The 24,033-nt window shown below is 72.2% G+C and carries 21 protein-coding genes; 11 read left to right on the top strand and 10 right to left on the bottom strand.

Features of this window, described 5'->3' with window-relative positions:
- Window positions 1-38: 38 nt before the first annotated feature.
- Window positions 39-1,253: a GNAT family N-acetyltransferase gene (locus AB0P17_RS07125; RefSeq protein ID WP_365808354.1), complete on the bottom strand. Its 1,215-nt coding sequence runs from the start codon at window positions 1,251-1,253 to the stop codon at window positions 39-41.
- Between the two features lie 463 nt (window positions 1,254-1,716).
- Complete coding sequence (locus AB0P17_RS07120; protein WP_365808352.1) at window positions 1,717-2,139, bottom strand: DUF6415 family natural product biosynthesis protein; 423 nt, start codon at window positions 2,137-2,139, stop codon at window positions 1,717-1,719.
- A gap of 138 nt (window positions 2,140-2,277) precedes the next feature.
- Here AB0P17_RS07120 and AB0P17_RS07115 point away from each other — a divergent pair, with 138 nt between their 5' ends.
- Entirely contained in the window at window positions 2,278-3,696 is a 1,419-nt protein-coding gene (locus AB0P17_RS07115; RefSeq protein WP_365808350.1) for a hypothetical protein, read from the top strand.
- A 477-nt stretch (window positions 3,697-4,173) separates the two neighbouring features.
- Here the strand turns inward: AB0P17_RS07115 and hutI are convergent, their stop codons facing one another.
- Genes hutI through hutU form a run of 4 tightly spaced genes read right to left on the bottom strand, consistent with a single transcriptional unit; the run spans window position 4,174 to window position 10,017 of the window.
- Window positions 4,174-5,376, bottom strand: coding sequence for an imidazolonepropionase (gene hutI, locus AB0P17_RS07110; protein ID WP_365808349.1), 1,203 nt, complete (start codon window positions 5,374-5,376; stop codon window positions 4,174-4,176).
- Window positions 5,377-5,435: 59 nt separating this feature from the next.
- Complete coding sequence (locus AB0P17_RS07105; RefSeq protein WP_365808347.1) at window positions 5,436-6,938, bottom strand: formimidoylglutamate deiminase; 1,503 nt, start codon at window positions 6,936-6,938, stop codon at window positions 5,436-5,438.
- Complete coding sequence (locus AB0P17_RS07100; protein WP_365808346.1) at window positions 6,935-8,329, bottom strand: allantoate amidohydrolase; 1,395 nt, start codon at window positions 8,327-8,329, stop codon at window positions 6,935-6,937. Before AB0P17_RS07100 ends, AB0P17_RS07105 begins: the two co-directional genes overlap by 4 nt.
- Window positions 8,326-10,017, bottom strand: a complete 1,692-nt coding sequence (gene hutU / locus AB0P17_RS07095) for a urocanate hydratase (protein WP_365808344.1) — start codon at window positions 10,015-10,017, stop codon at window positions 8,326-8,328. Before hutU ends, AB0P17_RS07100 begins: the two co-directional genes overlap by 4 nt.
- A gap of 113 nt (window positions 10,018-10,130) precedes the next feature.
- Here hutU and AB0P17_RS07090 point away from each other — a divergent pair, with 113 nt between their 5' ends.
- From AB0P17_RS07090 to AB0P17_RS07070, 5 genes are all read left to right on the top strand, one after another.
- Window positions 10,131-11,534 (top strand): diaminopimelate decarboxylase, encoded by a 1,404-nt coding sequence (locus AB0P17_RS07090; RefSeq protein ID WP_365808343.1) that lies wholly within the window; start codon window positions 10,131-10,133, stop codon window positions 11,532-11,534.
- Between the two features lie 302 nt (window positions 11,535-11,836).
- Window positions 11,837-12,364 (top strand): hypothetical protein, encoded by a 528-nt coding sequence (locus AB0P17_RS07085; protein ID WP_365808342.1) that lies wholly within the window; start codon window positions 11,837-11,839, stop codon window positions 12,362-12,364.
- Between the two features lie 122 nt (window positions 12,365-12,486).
- Window positions 12,487-13,230 carry a transcriptional regulator gene (locus AB0P17_RS07080; protein ID WP_365808471.1) on the top strand — a complete coding sequence of 248 codons (744 nt, stop codon included), beginning with the start codon at window positions 12,487-12,489 and terminating at the stop codon, window positions 13,228-13,230.
- 88 nt (window positions 13,231-13,318) lie between these two features.
- The gene (locus AB0P17_RS07075; protein WP_365808340.1) at window positions 13,319-13,753 is read left to right on the top strand and encodes a roadblock/LC7 domain-containing protein; all 435 of its coding nucleotides are present in this window, start codon (window positions 13,319-13,321) and stop codon (window positions 13,751-13,753) included.
- A gap of 147 nt (window positions 13,754-13,900) precedes the next feature.
- On the top strand, window positions 13,901-14,275 hold the full coding sequence (locus AB0P17_RS07070; RefSeq protein WP_365808339.1) for a hypothetical protein: 375 nt from the start codon (window positions 13,901-13,903) through the stop codon (window positions 14,273-14,275).
- Between the two features lie 250 nt (window positions 14,276-14,525).
- On the opposite strand, the gene AB0P17_RS07065 is transcribed toward AB0P17_RS07070, so the two are convergent.
- Both AB0P17_RS07065 and AB0P17_RS07060 read right to left on the bottom strand, forming a co-directional pair.
- Window positions 14,526-15,362 carry a MurR/RpiR family transcriptional regulator gene (locus tag AB0P17_RS07065; RefSeq protein ID WP_365808337.1) on the bottom strand — a complete coding sequence of 279 codons (837 nt, stop codon included), beginning with the start codon at window positions 15,360-15,362 and terminating at the stop codon, window positions 14,526-14,528.
- Window positions 15,363-15,373: 11 nt separating this feature from the next.
- On the bottom strand, window positions 15,374-17,017 hold the full coding sequence (locus tag AB0P17_RS07060; RefSeq protein ID WP_365808335.1) for an aromatic amino acid ammonia-lyase: 1,644 nt from the start codon (window positions 17,015-17,017) through the stop codon (window positions 15,374-15,376).
- 277 nt (window positions 17,018-17,294) lie between these two features.
- Here AB0P17_RS07060 and AB0P17_RS07055 point away from each other — a divergent pair, with 277 nt between their 5' ends.
- The 4 genes from AB0P17_RS07055 to AB0P17_RS07040 all read left to right on the top strand — a co-directional run bounded on the left by AB0P17_RS07055 (window position 17,295) and on the right by AB0P17_RS07040 (window position 20,939).
- Complete coding sequence (locus AB0P17_RS07055) at window positions 17,295-18,542, top strand: ABC transporter ATP-binding protein (RefSeq protein ID WP_365808333.1); 1,248 nt, start codon at window positions 17,295-17,297, stop codon at window positions 18,540-18,542.
- The gene (locus AB0P17_RS07050; protein WP_365808332.1) at window positions 18,539-19,204 is read left to right on the top strand and encodes an ABC transporter permease; all 666 of its coding nucleotides are present in this window, start codon (window positions 18,539-18,541) and stop codon (window positions 19,202-19,204) included. The genes AB0P17_RS07055 and AB0P17_RS07050 overlap by 4 nt, the downstream gene beginning before the upstream one ends.
- A 6-nt stretch (window positions 19,205-19,210) precedes the next feature.
- Window positions 19,211-19,876: an ABC transporter permease gene (locus tag AB0P17_RS07045; RefSeq protein WP_365808331.1), complete on the top strand. Its 666-nt coding sequence runs from the start codon at window positions 19,211-19,213 to the stop codon at window positions 19,874-19,876.
- A gap of 118 nt (window positions 19,877-19,994) precedes the next feature.
- Window positions 19,995-20,939: an ABC transporter substrate-binding protein gene (locus AB0P17_RS07040; protein WP_365808330.1), complete on the top strand. Its 945-nt coding sequence runs from the start codon at window positions 19,995-19,997 to the stop codon at window positions 20,937-20,939.
- 216 nt (window positions 20,940-21,155) lie between these two features.
- Here AB0P17_RS07040 and AB0P17_RS07035 read toward each other — a convergent pair whose 3' ends face one another.
- On the bottom strand, window positions 21,156-21,668 hold the full coding sequence (locus AB0P17_RS07035; RefSeq protein ID WP_365808328.1) for a GNAT family N-acetyltransferase: 513 nt from the start codon (window positions 21,666-21,668) through the stop codon (window positions 21,156-21,158).
- A gap of 84 nt (window positions 21,669-21,752) precedes the next feature.
- Between AB0P17_RS07035 and AB0P17_RS07030 the strand changes: the two genes are divergently transcribed.
- Window positions 21,753-22,169, top strand: a complete 417-nt coding sequence (locus tag AB0P17_RS07030; protein WP_365808327.1) for a hypothetical protein — start codon at window positions 21,753-21,755, stop codon at window positions 22,167-22,169.
- A 362-nt stretch (window positions 22,170-22,531) separates the two neighbouring features.
- On the opposite strand, the gene AB0P17_RS07025 is transcribed toward AB0P17_RS07030, so the two are convergent.
- Complete coding sequence (locus AB0P17_RS07025) at window positions 22,532-23,938, bottom strand: cystathionine beta-synthase (RefSeq protein WP_365808325.1); 1,407 nt, start codon at window positions 23,936-23,938, stop codon at window positions 22,532-22,534.
- Window positions 23,939-24,033: the final 95 nt, after the last annotated feature.

Raw genomic sequence — 24,033 nt, 5'->3', positions numbered from 1 at the left:
CCCCGTGCCCCGTGCCCTGTGCCCGTGCCGCGCGTTCGTCACCTGTCCCGCGGGCGGCCGTCCCGAAGACGGCCGTCCGGCAGGCGACCGTCCCGCAGCCGGCCCACCCGGTTCAGCGCCGCCTTCGCGTGCGCGGCCAGTTGGGGCCGCTCCCGTACGAAGCCGTGCGCCCGGCGGACCGGCTCCTTGCCCAGCCGGTAGAGGGCGGCCCGCACGCCCGGGCGGGTCACGGCACCCTCGTGGACCCGCAGGCCGCCGGTCTTGAGCGCGTCCTTGTACTCCGCCGCGCCGCGCCCCAGATCGAGCACCCCGATCCCGGCCGCCGCCGCGGCCTCCGCCATCCGCAGATGCAGGATCAGGCCCGGCGAGAACTTGGCGAAGTCCGGGTCGTACGCCGGGAACCAGCACGACAGCACGGTGCGCGAACGCAGCCCGAAGTGCGCCGCCACCGGGCGGTCCGCCACGTACAGCACGGAGAGCACCCCGGAGCACCCCGGCGTACGGGTCGTGGCGAGCTGCCGTACGAGTGCGCTGATCCACTCCTTCGCGAAGCGGTCACGGCGGCCGGTCCTGCGGTACTGCGCGGACTTCCACTCCATGAGCGTGCGCAGCGCCGCCGGGTCGCGCTCGTCGAAGACGAAGCGGACCTCGCCCGCCTGCCGGCCGAGCCTGCGCTCCTTCGCCGCCGTCGTACGGAAGAACTTGGGCGACCGGGCCCGCAGGGCCGCCTCGTACGCCTCGTACCCCTCCCCGACCTCGATGACCGGGGACTCGAATCCGGCGGGTTCCCCGGCGCCGGCCGGGACGAACAGCCGCTGGCCCGCTTCGAGGTTGTCGTACTCCCAGGCCACCAGCGAGCAGCCGGCGAGCAGTTCGCGTGCCGTGAGCCGCAGTCCGCTGCGGAACACCCCGCCCTGGCAGTCGGAGACACCGAGGCCGATGGCCCTTCCGTGCCCCAGCGGGCCGCGCTCGTACGGAAAGAACCCAACCGGCTCGCCGGGCCCGCCGGGCCCGCCCGCGGCCGTACCGGAAGCGCCCCGCGCGCCTCCCGTCCCCTCCCGCACGACGGCGACGCGCGCGCCCGGCCGGACGCGGCCGACCGCCAGGGTGAACTCCGGTTCCATGAAAGGGCTGGCGGGAGCCCCCGACTTGGCGCGCAGCTCGCGCCAGGACTCGATCTCCGCGTCGTCCAGATCCGCGGGTGCCACCACGCGCAGGCGCGCAGCGCGGTGCACATCGTTCAACTCGACCAACTCGACCCCCCGGTCGCATCCCCCCGCGAACCCGTGTCCCCCGTGGGCCCGCACTCGACAGGACGGTACCGGCCCAAATCATTCCGGGACAGTGCCAGTCGCCCATCTCGTCACGGATCAGGGAATCGCACGCAACGGGTGGTGCGGAAGAGCGCGGAAGAGCGCAGGAGGCACAGAAGGAGCAGAAGGTGCAGAAGTCGCAGGATGTTCAGTTGGTGCTGAAGGTGCCCAAGGGCGCGGTGGACGCGGTGTGCGCCCATCCGGACCAGTGGGGCCTGATCCGGACCGGCGCCCTGAATTGACTCTCCGCCGAACTGTGCGCCGAACGGTGCGCTGAACTGTGCGCCGTGCTTTGCGCCGGGCGACGGGCCGCCTCAGAGGCGTAGTCCCACGGCGAGTGCGATGGTCAGCCCCAGTGTGCAGACCGCGATCACGAACCAGGCTTGCTGTTTCCCTTCCGGACTCATGGCCGTTGCCGGCCTTCGCGGTCACGTTCCCGCAGGTAATCCATGAACGTACGGCACATGCGTGCCAGTGCCCGCATGTAGACCCAGTGGGCCATGGCGCCGGGCCCGGGTCCGCTGTCGGTCAGGTCGTACCAGTCCTTGAGTGCTCCTTTGGCCCGTACGGTGTGCTCGGCCTCGGGGATCGCCTCGACGATGGAGACGAGCCTCGCGCCGTGGCCGACGAGCCGGGTGGTGAGGTCCGCGATCTCGGCGGGCGGCGGCATCATGCGATGCGGCGCCAGCGCGCGATCGGCGTCGAACCCTATGGCGTTGTGGTCCACGCGCTCCGAAGTGTGTGAAGTGTGCGGAGTCTGCGCGGAGTCGGCGTTGTAGGTGGTGTGCGCGTTTTCTGCTGTGCCACCTGTTCTGTCGTCTGTCACTGTGTTCACCTTGGCCCCCGTCTTCGTGTGCTGTGCTGCTTGGCCCTGTTGAACAGAAAACAGCCTTATGACCCTCCGCGAGTACCGTGGAGAACAGTCTGATGATGAAAGCCATGAACGCTTGGGGGAGTTGGACACATGGCGAGTAATTCCCGCACTCCGAACACCGGTCTCGCCGGTTTGCTGGCGCAGGCGAAGTGGTCTCGTGCGCAGTTCGCACTGATCATCAACCGCATCGGCGCCGAGGCCGGGCTCGAACTCCACTACGACCAGTCGGCGGTCTCCCACTGGGTCGCGGGCACCATGCCCAAGGACCAGGTCAGGCCGCTGATCGTGGAGGCTTTCGCACGGAAACTGGGCCGTCCGGTCACGCACGCCGAGGCCGGACTGCCCGTCGCGCGCCCGGGCCCTTCGGGCTCCGGCTTCTCCGGCGTCCCGGGGGGCTCCGCCGGTTTCACCACTTCCGTCGGCTCCACCGGCTCCGCCGGTGTCAACACGATCGAAGAACTGGCCGACATGGGGAGAGCAGACATGGATCCATCACGTCGCGGCCTGATCGCCGCAGGACTCTTCTCCGCCGCCGTCGTCGTCCCGCTCTTCCCCGATCTGGCCCACGCGGCGGCCCCTTCGACCCCCGCTCCAGGGAAGCGGACCGTACGTATCGGCGCGCCGCAGGTACAGGCCGTACGCACAATGACGGACCGGATAGCGGACATTCTGGATGAACTCGGGGGCGGTCACGCGCGCCCGATGGCGGCGGCGTTTCTGGTGAACACGGTCATGCCGTGGCTGAAGGCGGAAGCCGCCGAGCCCGTGCGCAACGACATGCTCGCCGCCGCCTCCGACCTGGTCTACCTGACCGGCTGGATGGCGATGTACGAGCGGGCGCACGGGCTGGGCCAGCAGTACTACCTCAGGGCCCTGGAGCTGGCCGGTGCCGCGGGGGACCACGTCACGTACTGCCGGACGCTGCGCGGCATGTCCCTGCAGGCGTCGAACCTCGGGTACGGCAAACGGGCGCTGGAGCTGGCCGACTCGGCCGCCGAGGCGTCGCCGAAGGCCGAGCCGCGCCTCCAGGCCTTCCTGTCGGGGCAGCAGGCGCACGCGGCGGCGATGGTCGGGGACAAGCGGCAGGCGTTCGGCCGGCTGCGCCAGACGGAGGCCGCGCTGACCAAGGCGGACAACCGGCGCGAGTCGATCGGGGGCTACGACAGGACCGCGTACCTCTTCCACGTGTCGCACGTGCTGTACGAGTTCAAGGACCTGCCGGGCTCGATCGCCGCGCTCCAGCAGTCCCTCCAGGTGCAGCAGAAGCACGAGCGCCAGGGGCGTGTCCACTTCCTCGCCGTGCTCGCGCAGCGCCAGTTGGAGCTCGGCCATCTGGAGGCGGCGTGCGGGAGCTGGTGGCAGTTCCTGGACGACTACGAACACGTCTCGTCGGCCCGCGGGGACGAGCACTTCGACACGATGCGGCGGCGGTTGAATCCGTACGCGAAGACGCTGGCCGTACGGAAGCTGCGGCCCCGGATCGACGAGGTCGCCGCGCTGAAGGGGTGACAGCTGTTCGCCGACGGACGGGTATAAGGGCGTATTAGATCGTTTGAGTGTTGATCACGGGATTGGCTTGCGGCGTCGCAGGGGCAGCGGAGCAGCGTCGGTGATGCGATCTGGGACGCCGGGTGTGGTGTCGGCGTGCGGGGCCCCTGTTCCACCAGCGAGATGGTCCAGGGCCTCCCCGTCGCCTCCGGCCACACCCATATGGCCAGGTCGTGAGGGACTCCGCCCGCCCGGTGCGGACCACGGACAGGATCCGTGTCGCCACCCGGGATGCGAAAGCGGACGACCAGTGCGCCCAGGACCGTTCGGGGCGTGCCAGTGCGCGGCCCCACCCCCGCTCACTGCTCAGGAACGGTAGGCGGGACTTTCGGAACACGCTTTGGGCGCGTCGGCGGAGACGGCCCCGTGTCAGGAGACGGCCCCGTCAGGGAGACGGCCCCGTCAGGGAGACGGCCCCGTCAGGGAGACGGCCCCGTGTCAGTGGACGCGGACGCCGTTCCGCCAGACCGAGGAGGCCAGGGGGACGCCGGGCCGGTAGGCGAGGTGGACATGGCTCGGGGCGTCGAGGAGGACGAGGTCGGCGCGGGCGCCGGGGGTGAGGCGGCCGATGTCCGTCCGGCGCAGGGCCGCGGCGCCGCCCGCGGTGGCCGACCAGACCGCCTCGTCCGGGCTCATGCCCATGTCGCGTACGGCGAGCGCGACGCAGAACGGCATCGAGGAGGTGAACGACGAGCCGGGGTTGCAGTCGGTGGAGAGCGCGACGGTCGCGCCCGCGTCGAGCAGCCGGCGGGCGTCCGGCCAGGCGGCACGGGTGGAGAACTCCGCGCCGGGCAGCAGCGTGGCCACGGTGGAGCTGTTCGCGAGGGCGTCGACGTCCGCGTCCGTGAGGTGGGTGCAGTGGTCGGCGGAGGCGGCGTCGAGTTCGACGGCGAGCTGGACACCGGGGCCGTACGAGAGCTGGTTGGCGTGGACGCGGGGGTGCAGGCCCTTGGCGCGGCCGGCGGTGAGGATCGCGCGGGCCTGGTCGCCGTCGAAGGCGCCCTGCTCGCAGAAGACGTCGATCCAGCGGGCGTACGGGGCGCAGGCGTCCAGCATCGCGCCGGTGACGAGGGCGACGTACGCGGCCGGGTCGGCGGCGTGGTCGGGCGGGACGATGTGCGCGCCGAGGTAGGTGACCTCGTCGGTCCGCTCCCGGGCGATACGGAGGGCGCGGGCCTCGTCGGCGACGGTCAGGCCGTAGCCGGACTTGGTCTCCTGCGTGGTGGTGCCCTGGCGGAGCGCCTCGGCGAGGTAGCGCGCGACGTTGGCGCTCAGCTCGGCGTCGGTCGCGGCGCGGGTGGCGGCGACGGTGGTGCGGATGCCGCCCGCGGAGTAGGCGCGGCCGGACATGCGGGCGTTGAACTCCTGGGTCCGGTCGCCCGCGAAGACCAGGTGGGAGTGGGAGTCCACGAAGCCGGGGAGGGCGGCCCGGCCACCGGCGTCGACGGCGTTGTCAGTGGCGGGTGCTTTGCTTGATTCACCGACCCAGGCGATGCGGTCGCCGTCGATGACGACGGCCGCGTCCTGGATCAGACCGATGGGGGTTCCGTCACCGAGAGAGGGGTCGTTGGTGACCAGACCGGCGATGTTGGTGATGAGGGTGGTGGTGGTCCCGGTGGTGGTGGCCGTGGTCGTCGTCATGGGAAAAATGATCTCCTTCGGCCACGCAAGGCGTGGTGTCGGCCGCGCGGGGCGTGATGTCAGCCGCGCAGGGCGGCGATGGACCGGGCGAGGGCTGCCGGGACATCGGGGATCAGGGCATGGGCTCCGTCGCGTACGACATGACGGCCGCCCACGACCGTATGGCGTACATCAGCGGCGGAGGCGGCGAATACGGCGGTCTCCGCGCCGAGCCGTGGCAGCGTGCCCGCTGTTCTGACGGAGTCCAGCGCGATCGTGACGAGGTCGGCGAGCGCGCCGGGCCCGATGCGGCCCGCGTCGGGCCGGCCGAGGGCCGCGTGGCCGCCTGCCGTGGCCGCGTGGAGCAGCGTCGCCGCCGTCCAGTGACCGCGGCGGCGGGAGCGCAGCCGTTCGTTCAGCTCCATCGCGCGGGCCTCCTCGAAGAGGTCGATGACGGCGTGGCTGTCGCTGCCGAGGGAGAGCGGCGAGCCCGCCTGCTGGAGCCGTCCGGCGGGGCCGATGCCGTCGGCGAGGTCGCGCTCCGTGGTGGGGCACATGCAGGTGCCGGTGGTGGCGGTGCCCAGGAGTGCGATGTCCTCGTCGGTGAGGTGGGTGTTGTGGACGCCGGTGGTACGGGGGCCGAGGACGCCGTGGTCGGCGAGCAGCCGGGTGGGCGTGACGCCGTGGACGGCGAGGCAGGCCTCGTTCTCCGCGGTCTGTTCGGAGAGATGGACATGGAGCGGGGCGCCGTGTTCTCCGGCCCAGGCGGCGACGGTGGCGAGCTGTTCGGCGGGGACGGCGCGTACGGAGTGGACGGCCGCGCCGATCAGCGCCTGGTCGCTGTCCTTGACGGCCGAGGCGAGGGCGGAGGCGCGCTCGGCCCAGGCGGTCGCGTCGCCGTCGGAGAAGCGGAGCTGGTGCCGCTCGGGGGGTTCGCCGCCGCGCCGCCGGGCGATGCCGGAGGAGAGATAGGCGGTGTCGAGGAGGGTGATCCGGATCCCGGCCTCGGCCGCCGCCGCGATCAGCGCCTCGCCCATGGCGTTGGGCTGGTCGTAGGGCGTCCCGCCGGGGGCGTGGTGGAGGTAGTGGAACTCACCGACGGAGGTGATGCCGGCCAGCGCCATCTCGGCGTAGACGGCGCGGGCGAGGGCGAAGTACGAGTCGGGGGTGAGCTTGGCGGCGATCCCGTACATGATCTCGCGCCAGGTCCAGAAGGTGCCGGAGCCGACCTGGACGGTGGAGCGCAGGGCGCGGTGGAAGGCGTGGGAGTGGGCGTTGGCCAGGCCCGGGAGGGTCAGGCCGCGCAGGACGGTGGCGCCGGGGGGCGGGGTGGTGACCTGGGTGCGTACGGCGGTGATCCGGCCGCCGGAGACGTCGACGGCCACGCCGGGCTCGACGTGGGGCCGGCCGTCGGTGAGCCAGGCGTGCTCCAGCCAGTAGGTGCGGGCTGCTTCGGACGGGCCCGCGGGGCCGGCGGTTTCCGCGCTCGCGGTCCGGGCGGTGCCGGTGCCGGTGGCCGGGGTGGAGGATTCCGGCCGGGCGGTGACCTGGGTCCGGCCCGAGGAGGCGGTCGGCCGCTTCATGCGCACGCGAGTCCTTCCAGTACGTCGGCGAGGGCGAGGATCCCGGCCACGCAGTCGTCCTCGGTCGCGGATTCGGCCGGGGAGTGGGAGACGCCCGTGGGGTTCCGTACGAAGAGCATGGCGGTCGGGAGGGAGCCGGACAGGATGCCCGCGTCGTGTCCGGCGCCGGTGCCGAGCACGGGAACCTCACGGCCCCCGGATCCGGCCCGGTCTCCCGCCCGGGCCCCGGTGCCGGTCGCCGTTCCGGTGCCGGTCGCCGTTCCGGTGCCGGGGCGGCGGGCCAGGATGCGGGCGAGTTCGTCCCGCAGGGCGTGCTCGAACTCGACCACGGGGGTGAAGGACTCCCGTACGACACGCACGTCGATACCCGCGCGGTCCGCGGCCTCGCGGGCGGCGGCCTCGATCGCGGCGACGACGGTGTCCAGGGCGGACTGGTCGGCGGCGCGGGAGTCCAGCCAGCCGCGGACGAGGGAGGGGATGGCGTTGACGCCGTTGGGCTCGACGGAGATCTTGCCGAAGGTGGCGAGGGCCCCGGCGAGTTCCGCCTCCCGGCGGGCGGCCAGGACGGTCTCCGCGTACGTCAGCATCGGGTCGCGGCGGTCGGCGAGACGGGTGGTGCCCGCGTGGTTGGCCTCGCCGTGGAAGTCGAAGCGCCAGCGGCCGTGCGGCCAGATCGCGGACGCGATGCCGACGGGGTCGCCGGAGAGATCGAGGGCGCGCCCCTGCTCGACGTGGAGTTCGACGAACGCGCCGATCCGGGCGAGGCGTTCGGGGTCGGGGCCCAGGGTGGCCGGGTCGTACCCGGCGGCCTCCATCGCCTTCGGCAGCGGGATGCCCTCGCCGTCGCGCAGCTCATGGGCCTGGGCGGCGGTGAGCCGGCCCGCGGTGAGCCGGGAGCCGACGCAGGCGAGACCGAAGCGGGCGCCCTCCTCGTCCCCGAAGTTGGTGATGGCCAGGGGCTTGGTGAGCCGCGCTCCCCTGCGCCGCAGCTCGTCCAGCGCGGCGAAGGAGGAGACGACGCCGAGGGGCCCGTCGAAGGCGCCCCCGTCGGGTACGGAGTCGAGATGCGATCCGGTGACGACGGCGTCCCCGGCGAGGGGGTCGCCGAGCCAGGCCCACTGGTTGCCGTTGCGGTCGACCTCGCAGGTGAGACCCCGGTCCTCGGCCTGCGCGCGGAACCAGGCGCGGCAGTCCGCGTCGGCGGCGGTCCAGGCGTAGCGGCGGTAGCCGCCGCTGCCCGGGTCGCGGCCGAGGGGGGCGAGATCGCGCCACATCTCCTGGAAGGAGGCGGGGGCCCGGGAGGAGACGGGCTCCTGCGAGGAGAGGGGCTCCTGGGAGGAGGCGGGCTCGTGGGAGGAGGCGGGCTCGTGGGAGGAGGTGGGGGCCGTCATGCCGTGGCGCCCTCGGCCGGCGCGGCGGCCGTCGTGTCCTCGCGCATGGGGACGCGGACGTCGCGCTCCTCGGCGACCGTCTCCGCGAGGTCGTATCCGGCGTCGACATGGCGGATGACGCCCATGCCCGGGTCGTTGGTGAGCACCCGGCGGATCTTCTCGCCCGCGAGCCGCGTCCCGTCGGCGACCGAGACCTGGCCCGCGTGGATCGAGCGGCCCATGCCGACGCCGCCGCCGTGGTGGATGGAGACCCAGGAGGCACCGGAGGCGACGTTGACCATGGCGTTCAGGAGCGGCCAGTCGGCGATGGCGTCGGAGCCGTCGAGCATGGCCTCGGTCTCGCGGTACGGGGAGGCGACCGAACCGCAGTCCAGATGGTCGCGGCCGATGACGAGCGGCGCGGCGAGTTCGCCGGAGGCGACCATGTCGTTGAAGCGCTCGCCCGCCTTGTCGCGCTCGCCGTAGCCGAGCCAGCAGATCCGGGCCGGCAGGCCCTGGAAGTGGACGCGCTCGCCCGCCATTTTGATCCAGCGGTGCAGGGACTCGTTCTCCGGGAAGAGGTCGAGGATCGCCTTGTCGGTCTTGTGGATGTCGGACGCCTCGCCGGAGAGCGCCGCCCAGCGGAACGGGCCCTTCCCCTCGCAGAAGAGCGGCCGGATGTAGGCGGGCACGAAGCCGGGGAAGGCGAAGGCGCGGTCGTATCCGGCCAGTTGGGCCTCGCCGCGGATGGAGTTGCCGTAGTCGAAGACCTCGGCGCCCGCGTCCATGAAGCCGACCATCGCCTCGACGTGCCGGGCCATCGACTCACGGGCCCGCTGGGTGAAGTCGGCGGGCTTCTCGGCGGCGTACGAGGCCATGTCGTCGAAGTCGACGCCGATCGGCAGGTACGCCAGCGGGTCGTGCGCGGAGGTCTGGTCCGTGACGATGTCGATGGGCGCGCCCTCGGCGAGCATGCGCGGCAGGAGGTCCGCCGCGTTGCCGAGCAGCCCGATGGAGAGCGGACGGCGGGCGTCGCGCGCCTCGGTGGCGAGCTGGAGCGCGTGCTCCAGGCTGTCGGCCCGCACATCGAGGTAGCGGTGCTCGATACGGCGGTCGATGGCGCGCGGGTCGCAGTCGATGCAGATCGCGACCCCGTCGTTCATGGTCACGGCGAGCGGCTGCGCGCCGCCCATGCCGCCCAGGCCGGCGGTGAGGGTGATCGTCCCGGCGAGCGTGCCGCCGAACTTCTTGGCGGCGACGGCGGCGAACGTCTCGTACGTCCCCTGGAGGATGCCCTGCGTGCCGATGTAGATCCACGACCCGGCCGTCATCTGGCCGTACATGGTGAGCCCGAGGGATTCGAGACGCCGGAACTCCTCCCAGTTGGCCCAGTCGCCGACGAGGTTGGAGTTGGCGAGCAGCACGCGCGGCGCCCATTCGTGGGTCTGCATGACGCCCACGGGCCGGCCGGACTGGACGAGCATCGTCTCGTCCTGCTTGAGCGTGCGCAGCGTCCGCACCATGGCGTCGTAGGAGCGCCAGTCGCGGGCGGCCTTGCCGGTGCCGCCGTAGACGACGAGCTTGTCGGGGTGTTCGGCGACCTCGGGGTCCAGGTTGTTCTGGAGCATGCGGAGGGCCGCTTCCTGCTGCCATCCCAGGGCGCTCAGTTCCGTACCGCGCGGTGCCCGTACGGGCCGGGGTCCTGACATGGCGGGTGCCTCCTCCGTGACGCTCCTGTTGAACAATCTATTCACATCCTGACTTGATGAATAGAACTAGTCAACCACTGCGGGTCCGCCCGCCGGATGATTGGCTGGCGCCCATGCCCTCAGACGAGCCCTCGCCCAGCACCCCGGACCCCGCCGTCCCCTCCTCCGCCGCCGCCCGTCGTGACCGCGCCGTACGGGCCGCCGTGGAGCAGGGGCTGGTCGGCGACGCGGCCCCGGTCGTCGCCCTGCTCGACGTGGCCGGGATCCGCGCCTCGGCGGCCGCGCTCCACGCCGCCTTCGCCGAGGTCACGGCGCCCGGCACGCCCGTCCTGCACGCCTTCGCCGTCAAGGCCGCGCCTCTGGTGCCCGTACTGCGCCTGCTGGCCGCGGAAGGGATCGGCGCCGAGGTCGCGAGCCCCGGGGAGCTGGCGCTCGCACGGGCGGCGGGGGTACGGGCCGACCGCACCGTCCTCGACTCCCCCGCCAAGACCGCCGCCGAGCTGCGGGACGCCTTCGCCCTCGGCATCGCCGTCAACGCGGACAACCCGCAGGAGCTGGCCCGTCTCGACGCGCTGGTCGGCTCGGCCACCGGGGCTCCGGGCCCCGCCGCCGCACCCGTCCCGCCGTGCGGGGTGCGGGTCAACCCACAGCTCGGCGCCGGCTCCATCGGGGCGCTGTCCACCGCCACCGCCACCTCCAAGTTCGGCGTCGCGCTGCGCGACGAGGGCGCCCGCGCCTGGGTGGTCCAGGCGTATCTGGACCGCCCCTGGCTCACCCGGCTGCACACCCACTCCGGCTCGCAGGGCATCCCCCTCGACCTGATGGCCCAGGGCGTACGGAGCCTCTACGAGCTGGCCGAGGAGATCAACGCGGCGGCCGGCCGCCGGCAGATCGACACCCTCGACATCGGAGGCGGACTCCCGGTCAACTTCTCGTCCGACGAGGAGACGCCCACCTACGCCGCGTACGCCCGGCTCCTCAAGGACGCCGTGCCCGGACTGCTGGACGGGCGGTACGGGCTGGTGACGGAGTTCGGCCGTTCACTGCTCGCCAAGCACGGCACCGTCCTGGCGCGCGTCGAGTACGCCAAGTCCGCCGGGGGCCGGCCCATCGCCGTGACCCACGCGGGCGCACAGGTCGCCACCCGTACCGTCTACGCCCCGGCCTCCTGGCCACTGCGGATCGCCGCGTACGACGCCGGGGGACGGCCCAGGACCGGTCCCGCCGTGGCCCAGGACATCGCGGGGCCGGCCTGCTTCGCGGGCGACCTGCTCGCCGAGAACCGGCCGATGCCCCTGCTGGAGCAGGGTGATCTCGTCGCCGCGCTCGACACGGGAGCGTACTTCTTCACCGCCCACTACTCCTACAACAGCCTTGCCAGGCCGGGGATTCACGGCTTTGTCGTGAAAGCGGGTACCGGCGGCGAGGTGCGCTTCGCTACCGTACGAGAACAGCAGACGACCGACGGGATCGTGGCCGAGTCGGGCGGCGCGTACGCCGACGCGCTGCTGGACTGAGCAGCGGGAGCACGGGCGCACAACACGGGAACGACCGGACGGACGTGACCTGACCGGAACATCCGGGTGGGAGCGTCCAAGCACGATATCCGGGCAGGAGCGGACCGTACGGGACGTTCCGGGCGGGAACGACTCGGCGGGAACCACCAGATCCAGCCTTCTTCATATCAAGTACCTCCGAATCGCGTGCATGTTCCGATGGAAAATGCCAGAACACCCTCCCCTCGCGCGGACGTTGCGTAATCTCGCGGTTACTGCTGTACGGCAGTGCGCCCGCACGCCCGTCTGGGAGGGGAGTCCGCGTGCCCGGAATCGATGCGTGCCTGGAAGAGGCCATGAGCCTGCCGGGAGCGCGCGGCGCGGCGATCGTCGACTGGACGAGCGGGCTCGCCCTCGGTACGGCGGGCCAGTCGCCCAACGGTGACCACGAGGCCACGGCGGCCGAGACCGCCGAACTGGCGCGCGCCGCGGCCGAGTACACGGCCTTCGCCCCCGAGCCGCCGGACGGGTCCGCGTTACCCGGCGCGCCCGGCACGACCGCCGCAGACCGCTCCGGCGGCCCGGGCGGCGGCACGCGGGGCGCGGATGCCGCAACGCGCGCGGACGCGGACGCGAACGACAACGACGACGGCGAGGGGCGGGGCGGCAAAGGACCCCCCGTCCAGGACCTGATCGTCACCACCCGCACCGGCTACCACATCCTCAGCTTCGTCGAGACGACCTTCGACAGCAGCGTCTTCCTGCACCTCTGGATGGACCGCGACACCGGCAACCTCGCCCTCGCCCGGTTACGCCTCGGCCGCCTCGCCGAACGGCTGGTGCTGGGATGACCGGCAGACCGCAACCCCGTTCACCCGCCGCCTCCACCACGCCCACGTCCCACGCCTCCACCACGCCCACGTCCACGTCCCACGCCTCCTCCGCGTCCTCCGCCGCCGCCGTCGTCTCCCCGATGCTCGGGCGCCTCGCGGGCGAACGGGCCACCGGCGCCCTCCTGCGCGACCACGGCACGCTCTATCTCAGCGACGGCCGTGTCGTACACGCCGAGAGCCCCGCCGCCCCCGGCATCGACGTCCTCCTCACCGCCGGGGGCCGGCTGCCCCGGGCGGGGTGGGACGAGGCCGTGGACCGGGCGGGGACCCGCCGCGAGGTCGGCAGATTCCTCGTGGACGGCGGTTGGCTCCACAACGGCGAACTGGAGATAGCCCATACGGGGGCGCTCTTCGACGCCGCCTTCTTCGCCCTCGCCCCCGCCAGCGGCCCCACCCGCTTCCGCTACGGAGCGGCCCACTGGATCGGCACCGTACGGCCCGTCACGGCGTCGGCCGTGGAGCGCGAGACCCTGCGGCGGCGCGAACTCCTCGACCAGGTCTGGCCGTACGCCGCCGTCGACACCGCCCCCGTCGTCGCCCGAAGACCGGCGCCCGGCCAGGCGGTCACCCGGAGGCAGCGGGCCCTGCTGGAGCTGGCCGACGGCGTACGGACCCCGGTGGCGATCGCCTGGACGCTGGGACGGCCCGCGTTCCACACCCTTCTCGACATCCGCAGGCTGGCCGCCGCGGGTCTGGTCGAGACACCCGACGACCCGTCGTCGGCCCCCCACGCGACGGTTCCCTCCTGGGTCGCGACGGTCTCCGCGGCCCCGGACATCGCCCTGTTACGCCGGCTCCGCGACGCACTGGAGGCAACCCTGTGACTTTCCGCCCCATCCACCGAGACTCCGAGGGTCCCCGGCCGGGAGCGGGCCCGTACGGCCCGGTCCGAACAGGCCGAGCCACGGCGTCATGAGGCGTGCTCTGCGGGCGCGCGCCGAGAGGAGACAGCTCATGACAGCGGAGGCCGACGTACTCGGCGAACTCAGGCGCCTTCGGGCGCGCCTCCCGCAGCTCACCGGATCCCTCGCCGCCAGTACCGACGGTCTGGTGCTGGCGCAGGACACCGCGGACGTGGAAGCCGAAGGGGTCGCCGCGCTCACCGCCGCCGCGCTCGGCGTCTCCATGCGGCTGTCGGACGCCACCGGGCAGGGCGCCTTCAAGGAGCTGCTGATCCGGGGCGAGCTGGGGTACGTCGCCACGTACGCGGCGGGCTCCTCGGCGGTGCTGACCCTGCTGGCGGAGTCCAGGACCAACGTGGGCCGGCTCCATCTGGAGGCGCGCCGGTCGAGCGCCCGGATCGGGGAACTGGTCGACGGCGCCCTCGAACGGCTGGAGAACGCCTGACCCATGGCCTCCTCCAGCCCGCAGTGCCCCTCCGTTCCCGCCGCCCCCTCACTCTCTCCCACCCCCTCCCCCTCACGAAGAACACGCGCCCCCCGGGCGTCCGGAACTCCCCGGGCGTCCGTACGACGGAAAGGAAGTGCGACGTTCATGGCCAACACCGAAGCCGCTCTCAAAGAAGCGGTCACCGTCATCGAAGGGGCCCTCGGGGCCGCCCTCGTCGACTACTCCAGCGGCATGGCCCTCGGGACGGTCGGCGGCAGCAAGGATCTCGACCTGACCGTCGCCGCGGCCGGCAACACCGACGTGGTCCGGTCGAAGGTCCGCACGATGGAACTGCTCGGCCTCAAGGACGAGATCGAGGACATCCTGATCACGCTCGGGAACCAGTACCACCTGATCCGGCTGCTCAAGGGCCGCGGCAACAGCGGGCTGTTCCTCTACCTGGCGCTGGACAAGTCGCGGGCGAACCTGGCGATGGCCCGCCACCAGCTCAGCAAGATCGAGTCCGAGCTGGAGGTCTGACCACCGGTTCAGCGACGACGCCGTGCCCCGCCGGGCACGGCGTCGCCCGCGCCTGACCAACCGTGTGGCGGCAGGTTGTGACGGACTCTGAGCATTTCCTGAGAACGGGGAGTCCTCCCCCGCGAAGAATCCTCACCGCGAAGAGCCCACACCCTCGAAGGGCCCACACCCTCGAAGGGCCCACACCCTCGAAGGGCCCACACCCTCGAAGGGCGCTCACCCTCGGAGGGCCCACACCCTCGGAGGGCCCTCACTCCACGAAGAGTCCCCGCGCCGACGCCCGTGCGTCGAACTCCTCCAGTCGCGCCTGCGCGTCCGGCAGCCCGTCGCACATCGCCTCCAGCAGCACCCGGCCCAGCAGCATCGGCGCGCACGCCGTGTCGAAGGCGAGGCCCGTGCCGACCGCCGCCGGGATCAGCAGGTCACTGTGGGCGGCGACCGGGGCGAAGGCCGAGTCCGCGACCGTCACCACCGTGAGCCCCGCCGAGCGCGCGTAGGCCAGCGCCTCCAGGACCTCCTTCGGATGGCGCGGCAGCGCGAAGCAGAGCAGCGCGCTCGCGCCCGCGCTCCGCGCCGTGTCGATCCGGTCGGGGAGCATCGTGCCGCCCTCGTCCAGCAGCCGTACGTCCGGGTGGACCTTGGCCGCGAAGTAGGCGAAGCCGCGCGCCTGCGAGGAGGCCGCGCGCAGCCCGAGCACCGGCAGCGGGCGCGAGTCCGCGAGGAGCCGGCCCGCGCGCTCCACGGGCGCGGGATCGGCGAGGAGGTCCGCGAGCCGGCGGAGATTCTCGATCTCGCCGCGCACGGCCTGCTGGTACTCGTTGTACGGGGTCTCCCCCTCCGCCCGTCCGCCCGGCGAGACCTCCCGCAGGTGCCGGCGCAGCGCCGGGTAGCCGTCGAAGCCGAGCGCGACCGCGAAGCGGGTGACGGAGGGCTGGCTGACCCCGGCCAGCTCCGCCAGCTCGACGCTGGACAGGAACGGGGCGTCCACCGCCTGGCGCACCATGCTGTGCGCGATGCGCCGCTGCGTGGGCGTGAGGCGGTGGCCCTCGAAGAGCTGCTGGAGCCGGGCGGCGGGACTGTCGCTCATGCGCGTTTCCCTCAATTCCCTTCCTGGGGTCGGTCGTGGCGCGGCGGGCCGTACCGGTCCAGGTACGGGTCGGGGTCCGTCGTGGTGGCCGGCGGGTGGGTGGTCAGGTCGTTCGCCAGCTCCGTGAACCGGTCGAGCAGTGCGGCCGCCGCCGTCACATCATCGGTCAACGGCCGGTCCTCCACGGCCTCGTCGAGCACGGACTCGGCCAGCGCGAACGCCCTGCCCACCGGCAGATCCGGCTCGGGCCGCAGCCCGCGCTGGCGCAACGTCCTTACGGCTGCGACGAGTTCGCAGCCGACGACCAGCCGGTACGGGGCGGCGAGACGGAGGGTCTGCCGGGCGGCCAGGGAGGCGAAACTGGCCTGTTCCTCCACGCCCCGCGAGAGCACCGCGTGGCCGAGCGAGGCGGGCGCGGAGAACGCCCGCAGGTCGCCGAGGGCCGCGCCGGCCGCGTACTCCAGGATCATCACGCCGGAGCTGGCGGGCTCCGCGTCGGCGAGGAAGGGCCGCAGCCGGGTGAAGCCCGGCTCGTTGAGCGCGGAGAGCCGGGAGGTGGAGAGCCGCGCGGTCTGGACGAGCGAGAGCCTGAAGTGGTCCAGCGCCAGGGCGATCTGCGCCAGGTAGAAGCCGCCGTGGTGGTAGGCGGCGGGCAGCGGGTCCGTTTCCGTGCCGGGCCGGATCAGCGGGTTCTCGGCGGCGGCGTTGATCTCGACGGCGAGCGCCCGCTCCAGCGCGTCGGCGGCGTCCCGCGCCGGGCCGTGGATCTGCGGGACGCAGCGGAAGCCGTACGGGTCCTGGATGCGGCCGAGCGGCGGCCCCGGCCGTTCGGGGGCGCCGAGGATCGCGCGCAGGTCGGCGGCGACGGCGTACGAGCCGGGGTGGTGGCGCGCGGCGTGCACGGGCTCCGCGTACGCCTCGTACGAGCCGTCGACGGCCAGCAGGGAGAGCGCGGCGACGAGTTCGGTGGCGGCGACGAGGCGGCGCAGTTCGTGCAGGGCGAGCGCGGCCTGGCCGAGGGTGAGTGCGTTGCTGCTGATCAGGGCGAGGGCGTCGTTGTTGTCGAGCGGCTGGGCGGCGGGCGGCGGTCCGCCCCGCCCGGGGTGCTCGTCGGTGAGCTGCCAGGGGTGCTCCCCCGCGAGGGCGAGGCCCATCTGCGCGAGGGCGGCGATGTCCCCCGTGCCGACCGAGCCGAATTCGTGCACCAGCGGGTACGCGCCGGTCTCCAGGGCGTCGCAGAGCGCGGTGACGACGGTGGGCCGCAGCCCGGCGCCGCCGGCCAGGAGCTGGTTGGCGCGGACGGCGAGCATGGCGCGGACCTCGCGGGCGGGCAGCGGTTCCCCTATGGCGCCGGCGTGACTGCGCAGCAGGCGCAGCCCGTGGTCGGCGGCCGCCTCGGTGGGCACGGCCTCGGTCCGGTTGGCGCCGACGCCGGTGGAGCGTCCGTACACCCGCCCCGAAGCGGCCAGCTCGCGGGCGGTGTGCCAGCTCTGCTCGACCCGCTTGATCGCCTCGGTCCCGGGTACGGGACGGGCGGCGCCGTCGGCCAGCCGGACGATGTCGGAGACCGGGAGGCTCTGTCCGTCGAGCACGACGATGGACGGGACGTACGGGACAGGCGGAACAGCCGGAGTGAACGGAATCGACGGAATCATAGGATTGGACGGATTCGCGGGGTTCGACGGATTCGACGGAGTGGCCGAAGCGGCCGGACCGGTACCCCCGTCCCCATCCCGTGGATCCATCATGCGGGACGACATCATGCTCAGAATCCCTCTTTTCGGACCTCGCGTCTCGCCCTGCGGTCTTCCGTAACCTGTGATTTACCCGCAGGCATTGACAATCTATTCAAGGAACAAGAACTCTGCATGACTATATGCAGCGAGGCAAGAGACGCGGGCATGAGACGCGGGGCGACTCAAGGGACTACTGATGATCACATTCGACGCGGTGAACAAACGCTTCCCCAACGGCACCACGGCGGTCCACGACCTGACGCTGGAGATGCCCGAGGGCGGCATCACCGTCCTGGTCGGCTCCTCCGGGTGCGGCAAGACCACCACGCTCCGCATGATCAACCGCATGGTCGACCCGACCTCCGGCACGATCAGGCTGGGCGGCAAGGACATCCTCGACCAGGACGCCGCCGAGCTGCGGCGCGGCATCGGCTACGTCATCCAGCAGTCCGGGCTCTTCCCGCACCGCACGGTCCTGGACAACATCGCGACCGTGCCCCTGCTGCTCGGCTGGGGCCGCAAGAAGGCCCGGAGCCGGGCGGCGGAGCTGCTGGAGACGGTGGGTCTGGCGGCCGACGCCGGCAAGCGCTACCCGCACCAGCTCTCCGGCGGCCAGCAGCAGCGCGTCGGCGTGGCCAGGGCGCTCGCCGCCGACCCGCCGGTGCTGCTGATGGACGAGCCCTTCGGCGCGGTGGACCCGGTCGTACGGACGCAGCTCCAGGACGAGCTGCTCCGCCTCCAGCAGGAGCTGAACAAGACCATCGCGTTCGTCACGCACGACATCGACGAGGCGGTACGGCTCGGTGACCGCATCGCGGTCTTCCGTACGGGCGGCCATCTCGTCCAGTGCGCCGCCCCCGCCGAACTGCTGGCCCGCCCGGCGGACGCGTTCGTCGCGGACTTCCTCGGCGCGGAGCGCGAGCTGAAGCTGCTCTCGCTGACGACACTCGCCCAGGTGCCCGTGGAGCGGGCGACGACGGTACGGGAGGACGAGCCGGCCCCGGCGCGCGGCAGCGGGCCCCGTCTGGTCGTCACCGCGAAGGGCGAGCCGCTGGGCTGGCTGGACCCCGACGCGGGCACCGGCACGGGCTCCGGCACGGCGCGCGAGGCGGTCCTCGCCCCCGTACGGCCGCTGCGCGACACGGACTCGCTGCTCGCGGCGCTGAACGCGTCGATCGCCTCGCCCACGGGGCTCATAGCCAGGGTCGACGCGGAGGGCGTGCTGACAGGCGTCACCTCGCGCGAGGCGATCCACGACCACGCCGGGCACAGCCACCGCGCGGCGTCGAGGGCCACCGTGGCGGGGCCGACGGCGGACACCAAGGACTCGACGAACTCCGCGGACGCCCCGGACACCACAGACACCACGGGCGCGGCGGCCACGGACGCGACGGCCGAGGACGCGGTGGCCAAGGACGCGGTGGCCAAGGACGGAGCCGCATGACCATCCAATGGTCGTGGATCTCCGACCACGCGGGCGACCTCGCCACCCTCACCCTCTCGCACCTCCAGGCCGCCCTCACCGCCGTCCTGCTCGGGCTGCTGATCTCCCTCCCCCTCGCCGTCCTGGCGCACCGGGTGCGCCCGCTGCGCGGGTTCCTGCTGGGGCTCTCCAACGTCCTCTTCACGATCCCGTCCATCGCGGTCTTCGTGCTGCTGCTGCCCGTCTCCGGGCTGACCAGGACCACCACCGTGATCGGCCTGACGATCTACACCCTGGTCGTCCTCCTGCGGAACACGGTCGAGGGGCTCGACTCCGTACCGGCCAAGGCCCGCGAGGCCGCCACCGCGATGGGCACCCGCCCGCTCCGTACGCTCCTCACCGTCGAGCTGCCGCTCGCGCTCCCCGTGATCATGGCGGGGGTGCGGATCGCCACGGTCATGTCGATCTCGCTCGTCAGCGTCGCCACGTACATCGGTGACGGCGGACTCGGACAGCTCTTCACCGACGGGTTCCAGCGCAACTTCCCCACCCCCGTGGTGGCCGGCGTCGTCCTGACGCTGCTGCTCGCGCTGGTCGCCGACGCAGCTCTGGTCGGCGTGCAGTACGTACTCACGCCCTGGACGAGGCGTCCCGGCCGTCCCAAGGCGAGCGGAAAGGTCTGACCCGGCATGTACGAACTCTTCAAGAACCTCGGCACCTGGCTGACCGCGAGCGAGCAGTGGGCGGGAGCCGACGGCATCGGCCACCGGCTCGCCGAGCACCTTGAGTACTCGCTGCTCGCGACCCTGATCGCCGCCGTGATCGCGCTCCCCGTCGGGCTGCTGATCGGGCACACGGGGCGCGGCGCGTTCCTCGCCATCAACCTGTCCTCCTTCGGCCGCGCGCTGCCGACGGTCGGTCTGGTCGTGCTGGTCTTCCTGGCCAGCGGGCTCTCCATGACCCCGGTGTACGTGGCGCTGGTGGCCCTCGCCGTCCCGTCGATCGTGACGAACACGTACGCGGGGATGAGCGCGATCGACCCGGAGGTGAAGGACGCGGCACGGGGGCAGGGCATGCGCGGCCGCCAGGTCCTCCTCCAGGTGGAGATCCCGCTCGCGCTGCCGCTGATCATGACCGGGCTGCGGCTCGCGCTGATCCAGGTGGTGGCGACGGCGACGATCGCCGCGTACGTCAGCTTCGGCGGCCTGGGCCGGTACGTCTTCGACGGCCTGGCGCAGCGCGACCTCGTCCAGGTGCTGGGCGGGGCGGTGCTGGTCGCGGTGGTCGCCGTCGTGCTGGACCTGGGGCTCTCCGGGCTCCAGCGCCTCCTGTTCCGCCACCGCACACCCGCCTGACACGGCGACCGGTTCCCACCGCCCCTACCGTCCCCGCCACCCCCACCCCGGCACATCCGCCCCCCTCCGTACCCCTTCCGCACACCCCCTTCCGGGAGAGCTTCCAATGAACGCACCGATGAACCGGCGAACCCTCCTCGGCGGCCTGTTCGCCGCGGCCTCCGTCCCCGTGCTCGCCGCGTGCAGCGGCGGCATCACCTCCCTCGACGGCCAGAGCTCCGGCGGCGCCGGCGGTGGCGGCGGTTCCAGCGCGGACGGCCTCACCATCGGCACCGCCAACTTCACCGAGAACCAGATCCTCGGCTACCTCTACGCCTCCGTCCTCGGCGCCGCCGGGGTGAAGACGAAGGTCCGCCCCAACCTCGGCACCCGCGAGATCCTCATCCCCGCGCTCAAGGGCGGGGACATCGATCTGCTCCCCGAGTACCAGGGCGCCCTGCTGCACTACCTCTCCCCCAAGGCCACCGCCACGGAGGAGGGCGAGATGCAGAACGCCCTGGCCGTCGCCCTCCCGGCGGGGCTCCAGGTCCTCCCGTACGGGAAGGCCGAGGACTCCGACGCCTTCGCCGTCACCCGCGCGACCGCCGAGAAGTACGGCCTCACGACGCTGGCGGACCTGAAGAAGCAGAACGGGAAGCTGGTCATCGGCGCCGCGCCCGAGGTGAAGAAGCGGGTGGTGGGGGTCGTGGGGCTCAAGGAGGTCTACGGGGTGGAGTTCAAGGAGTTCAAGTCGCTGGACTCCTCGGGACCGCTGGTCAAGGGGGCGCTGAAGAAGGGGGACGTGGACGTCGCGAACCTGTTCACCACGGACACCGACATCGCCGCCGAGGGCTGGGTGGTGCTCACCGACCCGAAGAACCTCATCCCCGGCCAGCACATCGTCCCCCTGATCGCCGACCGCAAGGCCGACTCCACCGTGCGCAAGGCGCTGGCGGAGCTGGGCAACGCGCTGTCGACGGAGGACCTGACGGAGCTGAACCGCAAGGTCGACAAGGACAAGAAGGACCCGGAGGACGTGGCGCGGGCGTGGACGGCCGAGCGGGGCCTGACGAAGAAGGCCTGAGAACGAGAACCGGCGCTCAGGACCCCAAGGGCTGAGGACCCCAGGGGCTCGGGGACTCAGGGGCTCGGGGACTCAGAGGCTCAGGGACTCAGAGGCTCAGGGACTCAGAGGCTCGGGGACTCAGAGGCTCGGGGACTCAGAGGCTCAGGGACTCAGAGGCTCAGGGACTCAGAGGCTCAGGGACTCAGAGGCTCAGGGACTCAGAGGCTCAGGGACTCAGGGACTCAGGGGCTTCACCATCACGGCGAAGACCGGCGAGTCGGCGAACGGCCGGTCCTCACCGACCCGTTCGTACCCCCAGCTCTCGTAGCGTGCCCGCACCTTGGCGTGCGCCGCGTCGACCAGCAGCACCGCCAGGTCCTCGTCGCGCTCCGCCAGCAGGGCTCCGTGGAGCCGGCCCGCGGCCCCGGTCCCCCGCCACGGCGGACGCACCATCAGCTCCGACACGGCGTACGTACGCGACGCCCCGGCGTCCGGCGTGTGGTGGCCCCGCCACCACTCCCGGCCCTCGGCCAGCGGCGCGCCGTAGGCGAATCCGGCGGGCTCGTCCCCGTCGTACCCGATCACGCACGTGAACCCCGGGCGGGCGCCCCAATGGTCGACGAACCACGGGAAGCGGCGTACGAAGGGGTCGTCGGGCGGGTACTCGGGGACGTCCGCGTGGATGCCGAGGAGCACCCGGCGGATGTCCGGCAGGTCGCCCCGGCCGTAGTGACGCACCTCGATCACCGCACCATCTCCTCGGGTGTGCCGCAGGCGAAGACGGGGGTTAGCCCCAATGACCGGGGCCCGCCCGCTCCGTACCGTACCGGTATGGAAGCCCGCGATCCTGAGCTCAAGAAGGAACTCGACGCCACGCTCCAGGCCCGCAACGAGCTGGGAGCCGACTACGACTCCGCGCTCATCGAGTCGTTCCTGGAGAAAGTGGAACAGCGTCTGGACAGCACGGTGGACCGCCGCGTCCGGCGCCAACTCGCGGAGAAGCAGATGGTCGCAGCCCGTGGCAGTACGCCGTCGGCCGGCCCCGTGGAGGGGTTCGGGGAGCGCTTCGGGTTCGGCATCGTCTCCCTCGCCCTCGCCATCCCGCTCACCGCGATCGCCGTGGTGAACGCGGGTTTCGGGGGCCTGGTCGTCTGCTGGATCGGCATCGTCGCGGTCAACGCGGTGCACGCCTCGCGCGGCCTGCCGTGGCCGTCGCGGCGGCGTACCGAGTCCGACTGGGAGGACTGAGGCGAACCGGAGCGGACGGGGGGGACGAGGGCCCCGCCGAGGAGACGGTCACGGGGATAGTCGCGGGGACCGCCGCACCCCCGATACCGGGGGGCGGGACGACGGCGGTCCCCGCGAGGGACACGGTCCGGGTCAGGGCCGGTTGCCGTGTCCTGGCGTCCATGGAGGTCCGGGAGCCGCTCCGGAGGTCCTTGACGCCGACACCAACGACTATGCAGGGCGCGTGTTAAGCGGGTGCTGCGTGGACGTGTCGCGCTCGTACCACTTTCGCGAACCCGAGATTCCGCGTGACCCTTGACAGCCCGTCGACCGGTGTGCGGGTGGCCGGATCTCCGCCACTAGATCCGGCCACCCGCATATGGCTACTTCGCGCCGCCGGCCATGCCGCCGGCGAGGTACGCCAGCAGGTCCTGCCTGCTCACCACCCCTGTCGGCTTCCCCTCGACCAGGACGATCGCCGCGTCCGCGCCGTCCGTGCCGCTGAGCGCGGCCATCAGGTCGGCCACCGGCTCGCCCGAGCCGACCTGCGGCAGCGGGGAGGACATGTGCTTCTCCAGCGGGTCACCGAGCGAGGCGCGCTGCGTGAACAGCGCGTCCAGCAGCTCCCGCTCCACCACCGAGCCGATGACCTCCGCGGCCATCACGTCGGGGTGGCCGGCGCCCGGCTTCACGATCGGCATCTGGGAGACGCCGTACTCTCGCAGCACGTCGATCGCCTCGCCCACGGTCTCCTCGGGGTGCATGTGGACGAGCGCCGGGACCGGGCCCGCCTTGTGGCGCAGGACGTCCCCGACGCTCGCGGTGTCGCCCTCGTGGTCCAGGAAGCCGTAGTCGTTCATCCACTCGTCGTTGAAGATCTTGCTGAGGTAGCCGCGGCCGCTGTCCGGCAGCAGCACGACCACGACGTCGTCGGGGCCGAGTCCCTCCGCGACCTTCAGCGCCGCGACGACGGCCATCCCGCAGGAACCGCCGACGAGCAGGCCCTCCTCCTTGGCGAGGCGGCGCGTCATCTGGAAGGAGTCCTTGTCGGACACGGCGACGATCTCGTCCGTGACCGTACGGTCGTACGCCGTCGGCCAGAAGTCCTCGCCGACGCCCTCGACCAGGTACGGCCGCCCGGAACCGCCGGAGTAGACGGACCCCTCGGGGTCGGCGCCGACGATCCGTACGTGGCCGCCGCTCTTCTCCTTCAGATAGCGGCCGGTGCCGGAGATCGTGCCGCCGGTGCCCACACCCGCGACGAAATGGGTGATCTTCCCGTCGGTCTGGTCCCACAGCTCGGGACCGGTGGTCTCGTAGTGCGAGCGCGGGTTGTTCGGGTTGCTGTACTGGTCCGGCTTCCAGGCGCCCGGCGTCTCACGCACCAGCCGGTCGGAGACGTTGTAGTACGAGTCGGGGTGCTCGGGGTCGACCGCCGTCGGGCAGACGACGACCTCGGCCCCGTACGCGCGCAGTACGTTGATCTTGTCCGTGGAGACCTTGTCCGGGCAGACGAAGATGCACTTGTAGCCCTTCTGCTGGGCCACGATGGCGAGGCCGACGCCCGTGTTGCCACTCGTCGGTTCGACGATCGTGCCGCCGGGCAGCAGTTCGCCGCTCTCCTCGGCCGCTTCGATCATGCGCAGGGCGATCCGGTCCTTGACCGAGCCGCCGGGGTTGAAGTACTCGACCTTGGCCAGGACTGTCGCCTGAATGCCTTCGGTCACGCTGGTCAGCTTCAGCAGCGGGGTATTGCCGACCAGGCTGATCATCGAGTCGTGGAATTGCACCGTTGTCTCCGGGGTCTCCGTGATGGTCCGGCCAGCGTATGCGCCCGCGGGCGGGATTGGGCGACTGTCCTCACGGGGCAATGAGCTGGTGTACG

This window comes from Streptomyces sp. NPDC088124, assembly GCF_040685895.1.
Classification (GTDB): Bacteria; Actinomycetota; Actinomycetes; order Streptomycetales; family Streptomycetaceae; genus Streptomyces.
The sequence above is the reverse complement of the archived record's forward strand: the minus strand, read 5'-3'. Positions and strand labels throughout refer to the sequence as shown.

Coding starts and splice junctions, on each gene's coding strand:
- AB0P17_RS07115 (WP_365808350.1), top strand. CDS start 2,278: ATGGCGAGTAATTCCCGCACTCCGAACACCGGTCTCGCCGGTTTGCTG.
- hutI (WP_365808349.1), bottom strand. CDS start 5,376: ATGACGACGACCACGGCCACCACCACCGGGACCACCACCACCCTCATC.
- AB0P17_RS07105 (WP_365808347.1), bottom strand. CDS start 6,938: ATGAAGCGGCCGACCGCCTCCTCGGGCCGGACCCAGGTCACCGCCCGG.
- AB0P17_RS07100 (WP_365808346.1), bottom strand. CDS start 8,329: ATGACGGCCCCCACCTCCTCCCACGAGCCCGCCTCCTCCCACGAGCCC.
- hutU (WP_365808344.1), bottom strand. CDS start 10,017: ATGTCAGGACCCCGGCCCGTACGGGCACCGCGCGGTACGGAACTGAGC.
- AB0P17_RS07090 (WP_365808343.1), top strand. CDS start 10,131: ATGCCCTCAGACGAGCCCTCGCCCAGCACCCCGGACCCCGCCGTCCCC.
- AB0P17_RS07080 (WP_365808471.1), top strand. CDS start 12,487: ATGCTCGGGCGCCTCGCGGGCGAACGGGCCACCGGCGCCCTCCTGCGC.
- AB0P17_RS07075 (WP_365808340.1), top strand. CDS start 13,319: ATGAGGCGTGCTCTGCGGGCGCGCGCCGAGAGGAGACAGCTCATGACA.
- AB0P17_RS07070 (WP_365808339.1), top strand. CDS start 13,901: ATGGCCAACACCGAAGCCGCTCTCAAAGAAGCGGTCACCGTCATCGAA.
- AB0P17_RS07065 (WP_365808337.1), bottom strand. CDS start 15,362: ATGAGCGACAGTCCCGCCGCCCGGCTCCAGCAGCTCTTCGAGGGCCAC.
- AB0P17_RS07060 (WP_365808335.1), bottom strand. CDS start 17,017: ATGATTCCGTCGATTCCGTTCACTCCGGCTGTTCCGCCTGTCCCGTAC.
- AB0P17_RS07055 (WP_365808333.1), top strand. CDS start 17,295: ATGATCACATTCGACGCGGTGAACAAACGCTTCCCCAACGGCACCACG.
- AB0P17_RS07050 (WP_365808332.1), top strand. CDS start 18,539: ATGACCATCCAATGGTCGTGGATCTCCGACCACGCGGGCGACCTCGCC.
- AB0P17_RS07045 (WP_365808331.1), top strand. CDS start 19,211: ATGTACGAACTCTTCAAGAACCTCGGCACCTGGCTGACCGCGAGCGAG.
- AB0P17_RS07040 (WP_365808330.1), top strand. CDS start 19,995: ATGAACCGGCGAACCCTCCTCGGCGGCCTGTTCGCCGCGGCCTCCGTC.
- AB0P17_RS07030 (WP_365808327.1), top strand. CDS start 21,753: ATGGAAGCCCGCGATCCTGAGCTCAAGAAGGAACTCGACGCCACGCTC.